Source organism: Pseudomonas glycinis (genome assembly GCF_054871425.1).
Window position 1 is genome coordinate 160665 of the sequence record NZ_JBTYHF010000003.1, and the last position, 11462, is coordinate 172126.

The 11462-nt window shown below is 61.8% G+C and carries 7 protein-coding genes; 2 read left to right on the top strand and 5 right to left on the bottom strand.

All coding sequences use genetic code 11. The annotated features are described in order from the left end of the window. Nucleotides 1–64 precede the first annotated feature (64 nt). Nucleotides 65–508, bottom strand: coding sequence for an azurin (azu, locus tag ACYSTU_RS08425; RefSeq protein ID WP_024011380.1), 444 nt, complete (start codon nucleotides 506–508; stop codon nucleotides 65–67). Between the two features lie 342 nt (nucleotides 509–850). Here azu and ACYSTU_RS08430 point away from each other — a divergent pair, with 342 nt between their 5' ends. Together ACYSTU_RS08430 and ACYSTU_RS08435 are read left to right on the top strand one after the other, a co-directional pair. Next, on the top strand, nucleotides 851–1438 hold the full coding sequence (locus ACYSTU_RS08430; RefSeq protein WP_024011379.1) for a cytokinin riboside 5'-monophosphate phosphoribohydrolase: 588 nt from the start codon (nucleotides 851–853) through the stop codon (nucleotides 1436–1438). Between the two features lie 68 nt (nucleotides 1439–1506). Beyond that, nucleotides 1507–1695 (top strand): hypothetical protein, encoded by a 189-nt coding sequence (locus tag ACYSTU_RS08435; protein ID WP_024011378.1) that lies wholly within the window; start codon nucleotides 1507–1509, stop codon nucleotides 1693–1695. A gap of 208 nt (nucleotides 1696–1903) precedes the next feature. Here the strand turns inward: ACYSTU_RS08435 and ACYSTU_RS08440 are convergent, their stop codons facing one another. The 4 genes from ACYSTU_RS08440 to ACYSTU_RS08455 all read right to left on the bottom strand — a co-directional run bounded on the left by ACYSTU_RS08440 (nucleotide 1904) and on the right by ACYSTU_RS08455 (nucleotide 11288). Beyond that, nucleotides 1904–2794 (bottom strand): transglutaminase family protein, encoded by an 891-nt coding sequence (locus ACYSTU_RS08440; RefSeq protein WP_056787573.1) that lies wholly within the window; start codon nucleotides 2792–2794, stop codon nucleotides 1904–1906. Beyond that, nucleotides 2794–5280, bottom strand: coding sequence for a circularly permuted type 2 ATP-grasp protein (locus ACYSTU_RS08445; RefSeq protein ID WP_498997425.1), 2487 nt, complete (start codon nucleotides 5278–5280; stop codon nucleotides 2794–2796). Before ACYSTU_RS08445 ends, ACYSTU_RS08440 begins: the two co-directional genes overlap by 1 nt. An 88-nt stretch (nucleotides 5281–5368) precedes the next feature. Beyond that, nucleotides 5369–8644, bottom strand: coding sequence for a transglutaminase family protein (locus ACYSTU_RS08450; RefSeq protein WP_498997427.1), 3276 nt, complete (start codon nucleotides 8642–8644; stop codon nucleotides 5369–5371). A 340-nt stretch (nucleotides 8645–8984) separates the two neighbouring features. Next, the gene (locus tag ACYSTU_RS08455; protein ID WP_016771932.1) at nucleotides 8985–11288 is read right to left on the bottom strand and encodes a YgiQ family radical SAM protein; all 2304 of its coding nucleotides are present in this window, start codon (nucleotides 11286–11288) and stop codon (nucleotides 8985–8987) included. Between the last annotated feature and the right edge of the window lie 174 nt (nucleotides 11289–11462).

The following is an 11462-nucleotide window of genomic DNA, read 5'->3' on the forward strand; positions in this document are numbered from 1 at the left end:
TCTTTGGCCATCAGTGAAGCGGATGGCCTCTTCGCGAGCAGGCTCGCTCCCACATTGGCCCTGATTACTTGACGACGATGGTGCCTTTCATCATCGAGATGTGCCCAGGGAACGAGCAGAAGAAGCCGTAGCCACCGTCAGCCACCTTGGCAACGTCAAAGGTCACCGAATCGGTTTCCTTGGCGCCGATGATCTTGGTGTGGGCGATGATGCGGGCATCGCCGTCCTTCAGGTAATTCTTGTCGATACCGGCCGCCAGGCCGTCGGTAGCGATCGGCTGCATGTCAGCTTCTTTGCTGATCACCAGGTTATGGCCCATGACGGTCTTCGGCAGGCTGCCGGAGTGGGTCAGTTCGACGGTGAAGGTCTTGCAGCTCTTGTCGATCACGATTTCCTTGGTGTTAAAGGACATCTGATCGGTGGAATCAACGGTGGTTTTGCACTCGGCAGCCATCAATTGGCTGCTGGCCAGCGCCAGCAGGGATACCGCAACAACTTTGGAAAACATGGTGAATCTCCAAGGCAGGGTTAACAAAAACACTAGTGGTGGAAAGACTGCCTGAAATCATCGCAAGTTCATATGACTTGAGTCAAAAATTGTATACAACTTTCAGGCTATGACACTCATCGACACAATCTAACGGCCATTTCGTTGGGCCAGGCCTATGATCGGCCCACCTACTGAAACGGAGTGCCAGTCATGTTCTTTAACGGCCTGTTGTGCAGCTTGCTCGCCGCCTACGCTTGTGGCGCCAGCGGTACTTTTGAATCACCCGAACGCGAAGTCTAGTCCTTGGAGCGCAGCGTGCCAGCCGTTACCCTGTGCGACTGATCGACTCAGGAGTAACGCATGTCGCTGAAATCCGTTTGTGTGTTTTGCGGTGCCAATGCCGGTACCGTGCCGGCCTACACTGAAGCTGCCGTGGCCCTCGGCCGGGCATTGGCCGAGCGTAATCTGACGCTGGTCTACGGCGGTGGTGCCGTCGGTTTGATGGGCATTGTCGCTGATGCCGCGCTGGCGGCTGGCGGCGAAGTGATCGGCATCATTCCGCAAAGCCTGATGGACAAGGAGATCGGCCACAAGAGCCTGACGCGCCTGGAAGTGGTCGACGGCATGCATGCGCGCAAGGCGCGGATGGCTGAGCTGAGCGATGCGTTCATCGCCCTGCCCGGTGGCCTTGGCACGCTGGAAGAGCTGTTCGAAGTCTGGACCTGGGGCCAGCTCGGCTATCACGGCAAGCCTTTGGGGCTGCTGGAAGTGAACGGTTTCTACAGCAAACTCACGGCTTTTCTCGATCATATCGTCGGCGAAGGCTTCGTTCGCGCGCCACACCGTGACATGCTGCAAGTGAGCGAATCGCCAGATTCCCTGCTCGACGCCCTCGATCAGTGGCAGCCGACCGTCACGCCCAAGTGGGTCGACCAAAAACCCGGTTAACCCCCGGACACCGATACAGGGCAGAATACGCGCCGCTCAACCTCACCTTCGACCCCAGAGGATCGCCCATGGCCAAACCCAATTACTCCTTCGCCAAACGTCAACGAGACCTGGCAAAGGAACAGAAGAAAGAGGAAAAGCTTCAGCGCAAGAAGCAAACCGCTGAAGAAGCGGCACTGAACCCTGACGGTGAAGTGGCGACCGATGATGATGTTGATGCATCCGATGCATCGAAAGATCAGACGCCCGACGCCTGAGCCCCACCGGGTTTGATGATCGAATCAGACCCTGCGGATTTGTGACGGGGCTGGCAGTTCTGCTGCCGGCCCTCACAGCCCTGCTTTCCCTGACACACCAAAATCCCTGTGGGAGCGAGCCTGCTCGCGAAAGCGGTGTATCTGTTACAAATCCATTGGCTGACCTGACGCTATCGCGAGCAGGCTCGCTCCCACATCTGAAAACTCATCAATTCTGAGGCATCACCGTAACCCGCACTTCCGGGTCGTGATTACCCCCACCGAGAATCACCCCACGCAACGGCGACACATCGGAAAAATCCCTCCCCCACGCCAGCGTGATGTGTTCCAGCGCCGGCTGCACATTGTTGGTCGGATCGAAATCCACCCAGCCCGATACCGGACAGAACACCGATACCCACGCATGCGAGGCGTCGGCGCCGATCAGGCGTGGCTGCCCCGGCGGCGGCTGGGTGAGCAGGTAGCCGCTGACATAACGCGCCGCCAGACCGCGCGAGCGCACACAGGCCAGCATCAGATGAGCGAAGTCCTGACAGACGCCGCGTCGACGCTCCAGCACTTCCACCAGCGGCGTCGCCACCTGGGTGGCTTCGGCATCGAAGGTGAATTCGCTGAAGATCTTCTGCATCAGCGCCTGCACCCCGAGCAACAACGGTCGCCCTGGCGGAAAACAGCTTTGCGAGAACTCGACGAAGCTGCGCTTCAAATGCACATAAGGAGACTGGAACCGGTAGCGACAGGCTTCGAGCAAGTCGGCGGACAACGGCTGACTGCTGTAGGTCAGCGCATCGCGGGTCTGCTCCCACGCGGGCGACTGGTTGAAATCCAGCGCCGGCCGCGCCAGCACCTCGACCGTCAGCCGGGCGTTGACCTGCAATTGGTCATGGGGCCGTTCAAATGCCAGACGCGTCAACGGATTGCCAAACACGTCCAGTTCGTCACGGCGCATGGTCGGCTCGGGGCTGATCAGCAACTGCTGCTCGGTGCAGCGCTGCCAGCTGCATTCGCGCGGCCACAGGTGCGCCAGTTGCTGCGCGAGGGAGACCGGGCTGTCGTAGTGATAACAGGTGTCGTGGAAGATCTGATATTGAGCGCTCATCACACGGACACCGTTCGCTGGCTGACATCATCGACATGGGCGAAATGGCGCAGGGCCAGACGATCCGATACCTGGCCGCTGGCTTCGGCGATTTCCTGCAACAGATCGGCCAGACCATCCAGCGCGGCACGTACGCTGGATTTGCCGAACAAAGGATTTTCCAGACAACCGAGATCAAACCGCGACAGGCGCTCGACCAGTTGCGGCAGCGCGGTTTCCCGAGGCGCGGCGAAATCGTCGTTCAGGCGTTTCAGCGTGCGGGTCACCAGTTTCAGCTGAAACAGCACCGCGTGGGGGTTCTGCTCATCCAGCAGCAGCAAATCCAGCACCGGAATCAATTGCGCCACCGCCAGATAGCGCGAGCGATAGGTGATGCTGCTGTTACCCAACTCCAGCAACCACTCAAGCCCCGCCTGATCGAACGCACCCGCGCCGCGCAGAAACGCCGCCAGACTGCTGCTGAGAAATTGCAGGCGTTCGATGCGCCGGCCAATCATCAGAAAACGCCAGCCTTCGTCGCGGGTCATGTCATCCAGGGCAAACCCCGACAGCGCTGCCAGCGACATCACCAGACGGTTGAGAAAATCCAGCAGTTCGCCGAAGTCCGGTTCATCGACTTCCAGCTCCAGCGCCTCGCGCTGCAATTCCACCAGCGCCTGCCAGTTTTCCCGGGACAGCTTGCCGCGCACTTGCGAGGCGGCCCACTGCAGGCGTTGCAAGTTGGAGCGCAGGCTGAACGACCAGTCCTCGCCCAGCAACGCAGCGAGCAGGCGCTCCGGCAGTTCGCCCTCATCCGGCAACAGCGCCAGCCGCTCGCCAAGATCGACCGCTGCTTGCAGCGCCTGCGGATCATCGCCATCGACGTAACGCGTGAGCATGATGCGCAGCAGCCGCGCGCTGTCGTCGCAGCGCTCGCAATAACGGCCGAACCAGAACAGATTCTCCACTACCCGCGATGGCAGGTTAGGATCGCGCCGCACCAGATCGTGCACGCCGACATTGCGCTGCGCCTTCCACTGCTCGCCACTCGGCGCACGGTCGCTGAGCACCCAGGTGTCCTTGCTCGCCCCGCCGCGCTGCATCGACACCACCTCGGCATCGGCGTCGGCCGCCACTCGGGTCAGCCCCCCCGGCAATACGCGGTAGCCGTCGTGGCTGGCCACCGCATACATGCGCATGCCGATCGCGCGGGGTTGCAGATGACCGTCCTCGGCTTGCCAGACCGGCGCCTGCGACAGTTGCGCAAGCTCTTGCGCGACGTAGGCATAAGGCCGTGCCTGCATACGCTGCGCCAGCTCGAGGCGCTGGCTTTCATTCAAGTCACGGCCGAAAACAGGCGCGAAACTCTGCGACGGGAACGCCGGTTTGATCAACAGCTCCGGAAGTTTTTCCAGCGCCTGCGCCAGCACTGGCGCTTCACCGCACCACCAGGTGGCGATCGACGGCAGGATCAGTTCTTCGCCGAACAGGAATTGATTGATCTTCGGCAGAAACCCCAGCAGCCCCGGCGATTCCAGCACGCCGCTACCGAGCGCATTGGCCACCAGCACCCGCCCCTGACGCACCGCCTCCAGCAGACCGGGGACCCCGAGCGCCGAGTCGGTCCGCAGTTCCAGCGGGTCGCAGAAATCATCGTCGAGGCGGCGCATGATCGCGTGCACCCGGCGCAGGCCGCTGAGGGTTTTCAGGTACACCGTGGCATTGCGCACCGTCAGATCGCCGCCCTCGACCAGCGGATAACCGAGCTGGCGCGCCAGATACAGGTGCTCGAAATAACTTTCATTGAACCGCCCCGGTGTCAGCAGCACCACCAGCGGTGCGTCATCGCCCTGCGGTGCCTGACGGGCCAGGGTTTCCTGCAAGGTGCGGAAGAAACCGGCCAGATGCTGAACCTTCAGATCGCGGTACAAGTCGGGAAAGGCGCGGGAGACGATGGTGCGGTTTTCCAGCGCATAGCCGGCCCCGGACGGCGCCTGGGTGCGATCGGCAGTGACCCACCAGCGACCATCCGGCGTGCGCGCCAGATCCACGGCATACAAATGCAAAAAAGCTGACTCGGGCGGGGCAATGCCCTGACAGGGCCAGAGAAAATTGTTGTGCCCGAACACCAGCTCTGCCGGCAGCAGGCCTTCACTGATCAACCGTTGCGCACCGTACAGATCCGCCAGCACTGCATTGAGCAAGCGCGCACGCTGAGCGATGCCGGCGGACAATTGCTGCCATTCATCAGCCGCGATCACATGGGGCAGCAGATCCAGTTCCCACGGCCGATCAGCGCCCTTGGGATCGGCATAGACGTTATAGGTGACGCCGTTTTCCTGAATCTGCCGCGCCAGCAAGGCCTGGCGCTGCACCAGTTGCGCCGGGCTGCTGCGCTGCAACTGATCGAACAGGCGCTGCCAATGCGCACGCACTGCGCCGCTGCCGTCGAGCAGTTCGTGATAGGTGCCCGCAGTCAGCGGGTAGCGGTCTAACAGGTCAGGCATGGAAAGCTCGGCAGACAGCAGGGAACGGTCAGACTAACGCAGGCACATGACACGCGGATATACGAAAAATCCGCGTGTTGCGTAGGCTCTAGTAACTGCGCAGGTCGATGGTCAGCGGTAGCTCGTCATTGATTTCTACCTTGGGTACGGGAAGTTTCCCCGGCGTGTGTCCGAGGCGGAAAAACCGCGCCATGCGCCGGCTCTCCGCTTCATTGGCATTGACCGGCAAGGTCTCGTAATTGCGCCCACCGGGATGGGCGACGTGGTACTGGCAACCACCCAGCGAACGCGCCATCCAGGTATCGAGCAGGTCGAACACCAACGGCGCGTGCACCGGTATGGTCGGATGCAGGCAGTTGGCTGGTTGCCACGCCCGAAAGCGCACCCCGGCGACAAACTCACCCACCCGCCCGGTCGGGTGCAACGGCACCGCGACGCCATTGCAAGTCAGCAGATAGCGCTGTGGCGGCAAGCCGTTGAGCTTGACTTGCAAGCGCTCCAGCGATGAATCGACGTAGCGCACCGTGCCGCCCGCCGAGCCCTCCTCGCCCAGCACGTGCCAGGGTTCGAGCGCCTGACGCAGCTCCAGCTCGATGCCATTGACGGCGTAGTCGCCGACCTTGGGAAAACGAAATTCCAGATGCGCCGCGAACCACTCCGCACGCAACGGATAGCCGGCGTTGTTGAGCTCGACGATGACGTCGGCGAAATCCTGCTCGATAAAGTGCGGCAGCAAAAAGCGATCGTGCAGCTCGGTGCCCCAGCGTGCCAGTTTCGCCGGCGCATAAGGCTCGCGCCAAAAGCGCGCGACCAGCGCCCGCAGCAGCAACTGCTGAGCCAGACTCATGCGCGCATGGGGCGGCATTTCAAAAGCGCGCAGTTCCAGCAAGCCAAGACGCCCGGTGGCGCCGTCCGGTGAATACAGTTTGTCGATGCAGAATTCGGCGCGATGGGTATTGCCGGTGACGTCGATCAGCAGATTGCGCAGCAGTCGATCGACCAGCCACGGTGCACACTCCTCTCCCGGCTCCGGCATCTGCGCAAAGGCGATTTCCAGTTCGTACAAGGCGTCGTTACGCGCCTCGTCGACCCGTGGTGCCTGGGATGTCGGGCCGATGAAGAGGCCGGAAAACAGGTACGACAGCGAAGGATGGTTGTGCCAGTAACTGATCAGACTGCGCAGCAGATCCGGCCGCCGCAGAAACGGTGAGTCCGCCGGTGTCGCGCCGCCGAGGACGAAATGATTGCCGCCGCCGGTGCCGGTGTGGCGTCCGTCGATCATGAACTTTTCGGTGGTCAGGCGGGTTTGCCGTGCCTGTTCGTAGAGAAACTCGGTGCGCTCGACCAACTCGTCCCAGGTCGCCGATGGCTGCACGTTGACCTCGATCACGCCCGGGTCCGGAGTGACACGGAAATTGCTCAGGCGCGGATCACTCGGTGGCTCATAGCCTTCCAGCAGTACCGGGCAATGCAGTTCTTCGGCGGTGGCCTCAATGGCCGAGACCAGTTCCAGATAATCCTCGACCCGCTCCAGCGGCGGCATGAACAGATACAGCCGGCCTTCGCGGGCCTCGGCGCAGAATGCGGTACGGGTCAGCCAGTCAGCGGACTCGTCGATTTTCGGCACCCGCTCATCCAGCGCAGCAGGTTCGCCGTGCACACCGAGCTGCGCGGCATCCGGTAGTTCAGCGAAGTCCTGATTCGGATCGTTGGGATGGATGAACGGATATTCCGCCGCTTTCACCCACGGCTGCGACGCCAGCGGCAAGCGATAACCCAGCGGCGAATCCCCGGGCACCAAGCGACAGTGCTCATCGCGCAGATACCAGCGCCCGCTCTGCCATTGATCGCCCTTGGCCGTGCGCGCCAGCGGCAGCACCTGACCGATCACCTTGTTCAGGCCCTGACTGAAGACCTTGCGCAACCGCGCGCGCTCCAGCGGTTCTTCTAGGCGCGAATCTTCGGCGCTGACGTTGCCGGGCAACGCGCCCTCACGCCAGAGGTAATAGAGATGATCCTCGTAAGCCGGGAAGACAAAGCGTGCAGGCAACTTCAGGCGCTCGGCGACGCTGGCGAGAAAGCGTCCGGCCAGTTCGCCGTCGGCGCCATAGTCCTGCTGCTCGTCGGCGATCAACGCGTCGTTGTGCCAGATCGGCTGACCGTCGCGGCGCCAGTAACAATTGAGCGACCAGCGCGGCAACTGCTCGCCGGGATACCACTTGCCCTGACCGAAATGCACCAGCCCCTGCGGCGCGTATTGCTTGCGCATGCGTTGGAACAGTTCGGCGGACAGCCGACGCTTGTCCGGCCCCAGCGCGGCGGTGTTCCATTCGGCGCCGTCCGGGTCGTCGATGGAGACGAAGGTCGGTTCGCCGCCCATGGTCAGGCGCACATCGCCTTCAAGCAGGTCGGCATCGATCTGCCGCCCCAGTGCCTGGATCGCCCGCCATTGTTCATCGGTGTAGGGCTTGGTGACGCGTGGCGCTTCCCAGATTCGCTCGACCGACATTTCGTGGCTGAACTGCGTCTCGCAAGGTTCGACCAGACCACTGATCGGTGCCGCCGAGGACGGATCGGGACTGCACGCCAACGGAATATGCCCTTCCCCGGCGAATAACCCGGACGTGGCATCGAGGCCAATCCAGCCGGCCCCCGGCAGATACACCTCGCACCAGGCGTGCAGGTCGGTGAAGTCGACTTCGGTGCCCGACGGGCCGTCGAGGCTTTTCACGTCGGCAGTCAGCTGAATCAGGTAGCCGGAAACAAACCGCGCCGCCAGACCGAGATTGCGCAACAGTTGCACCAGCAGCCATGCCGAATCACGGCAGGAACCGGAGGCGTGTTGCAGTGTGTGCTCCGGAGTCTGCACGCCGGGCTCCATGCGGATCAGGTAGCCGATGTCTCCGCTGAGGCGCTGGTTGAGCGCCACCAGAAAATCCACCGCAGGCAGCGGCGTGCGGTCGATGCTGTCCAGGTAAGCCTTGAACGTTGGCGTCAGCGGCAGGGTTTCGAGGTACGGCGCCAGCTCCTTGCGCTCATCGGCGGCGTAGCTGAACGGGATTCGCTCGGCGTACGGTTCGAGGAAGAAATCGAACGGATTGAACACCGCCATTTCCGCTACCAGATCGACTTCGATGCGCAGCTCTGCGGTTTTTTCGGGGAACACCAGACGTGCCAGGTAATTGCCCTGGGGGTCCTGCTGCCAGTTGATGAAATGCTGCTCGGGCGAGACTTTCAGCGCATAGGAAAGAATTCGCGTGCGGCTGTGGGGCGCCGGGCGCAGGCGGACGATCTGCGGGCCGAGTTCGACAGCGCGGTCGTAGCGATAATGCGTGACGTGATGCAATGCGACATGAATCGACACGGCGTGCCTCCTGCGAGCCTTGGGCGTATGGGAAAGCGCGCAAGACTTATGCCATGCACAGGCTTGCGCGCTTTCGCGAAATGCTCAAGGCAGTACAGCACCAAAACCGGGCGATGCGAGGAAATGCTTGGACTCAGTTGCACGCAAATGTTGCGAACGCTGATTCTTGCGGTGTTTGATCGGACGCTTTCGCGAGCAGGCTCGCTCCCACATGTGCAATGCGTTCCCCTGTGGGAGCGAGCCTGCTCGCGAAGAGGCCAGCGGCAACAACTCATTTCCCGAGGCCTGAAATGCAAAACGCCAACCCGAAGGTTGGCGTTCTGTTCAGCTCAAGCAGTGTTTAGCGCGGCACGACCGGCTTGCGTGTCGGCTTCGGCCCTTTGCCTTTCGCCGCATCCTTGCGTTCCTTGGCCGCCTGCTGGTTGCGGGCGAATGCCGCAGCCTTGGCCTGTTCACGCTTGTCCCACGGATTACCGCCATCACTGGCACGCGGCGGCAGACCGGTGTGCTGGGTGAGAATCTTGGTGGTCTTCTCTTTGGCGACCTTGTGGCTGCCGGCCGGCGTCGAGTTCTTGCGACGGGCGCTCTGGTAGCTGTCGGTGGCTGGCTGATGCGCCGGTATCAGTTGATCCTTGCCCGGGCCGATCAGATCGGCGCGGCCCATGCGGATCAGCGCTTCACGCAGCATCGGCCAGCCTTTCGGGTCGTGATAACGCAAGAATGCTTTGTGCAGACGACGCTGATCTTCGCTCTTGACGATGGTCACGCCGTCGCTCTTGTACGTCACCTTGCGCAGCGGGTTCTTGCCCGAGTGGTACATCGCCGTAGCGGTGGCCATCGGCGACGGATAGAACGCCTGCACCTGGTCGGCGCGGAAGCCATTGCCCTTGAGCCACAGGGCGAGGTTCATCATGTCTTCGTCGGTGGTGCCCGGGTGGGCGGCGATGAAGTACGGAATCAGGTACTGCTCCTTGCCCGCTTCCTTGGTGTACTTCTCGAACATGCGCTTGAACTTGTCATAGCTGCCGATGCCCGGTTTCATCATCTGGTTGAGCGGACCTTCCTCGGTGTGTTCCGGGGCGATCTTCAGGTAACCGCCGACGTGGTGGGTCACCAGCTCCTTGACGTACTCCGGCGACTCGACGGCGAGGTCGTAACGCAAACCGGAGGCGATCAGAATCTTCTTCACACCCGGCAGGGCACGGGCGCTGCGATACAGCTGAATCAGCGAAGAGTGGTCGGTGTTGAGGTTCGGGCAGATACCGGGGAACACGCACGACGGCTTGCGGCAGGCGGATTCGATTTCCGGGCTCTTGCAGGCGATGCGGTACATGTTCGCAGTCGGGCCGCCGAGGTCGGAAATGACCCCGGTGAAACCCGGCACCTTGTCGCGGATCTCTTCGATTTCGCGAATGATCGACTCTTCGGAACGGTTCTGGATGATGCGGCCTTCGTGCTCGGTGATCGAGCAGAAGGTGCAGCCACCAAAGCAGCCACGCATGATGTTCACCGAGAAACGGATCATGTCGTACGCCGGGATCTTCTCCTTGCCGTACGCCGGGTGCGGCACACGGGCGTAAGGCATGCCGAACACGTAGTCCATTTCTTCAGTGGTCATCGGAATCGGCGGCGGGTTGAACCAGACATCGAGCTCGCCATGCTTCTGCACCAGCGCACGGGCGTTGCCCGGGTTGGTTTCCAGGTGCAACACGCGGTTGGCGTGGGCGTACAAAACCGGGTCGTTTCGCACCTTCTCCATCGACGGCAGGCGGATCACGGTCTTGTCGCGGGTCATGCGCGGGCTGGCCAGAATCTGCACGACCTTGGCTTCCTGCGGATCTTCGACCGGGCCTTTTTCCTGCTCGATGGCGCAGGCCTGGGTGTCCTGGGTATTCACGTACGGGTTGATGATCTTGTCGACCTTGCCCGGACGGTCGATGCGCGTGGAGTCGACTTCGTACCAGCCCTGTGGCGTATCGCGACGGATGAACGCGGTGCCGCGCACATCGGTGATGTCTTCGATCTTGTGGCCCCACGACAGGCGCTGGGCAACTTCGACAATCGCGCGCTCGGCGTTGCCGTACAGCAGAATGTCGGCGCTGGCGTCGATCAGGATCGAGTTGCGCACGCGATCCTGCCAATAGTCGTAGTGGGCGATGCGGCGCAGCGAGGCTTCGATGCCGCCGAGCACGATCGGCACGTGCTTGTAGGCTTCCTTGCAGCGCTGGCTGTAAACCAGGCTGGCGCGATCCGGACGCTTGCCGGCCATGCCGCCGGGGGTGTACGCGTCATCGGAACGGATTTTCTTGTCCGCGGTGTAGCGGTTGATCATCGAGTCCATGTTGCCCGCCGCGACGCCGAAGAACAGGTTCGGCTCGCCGAGCTTCATGAAGTCGTCTTTGGACTGCCAGTTCGGCTGCGCGATGATCCCGACGCGGAAGCCTTGCGACTCCAGCAGCCGGCCGATGATCGCCATGCCGAACGACGGATGATCGACGTAGGCATCACCGGTAACAATGATGATGTCGCACGAATCCCAGCCGAGCTGATCCATCTCCTCCCTGCTCATCGGCAGGAATGGCGCTGGCCCGAAACATTCGGCCCAATATTTTGGATAGTCAAATAACGGCTTGGCTGCTTGCATGTCGACGACCGGTGTTGAAGTGAAAAATCGCGGGCGCGGAATATAGCACAAATTTTGACCAATTCCGACGACGGTGGTCGGTTTCTCTGTGCGCTGCTCTCGCGCCGCCAACCCGCCACACATTACGCGTTTTTGTTGAACGCACGACGCACGAAACGGCAAGGAAGCCGCCCG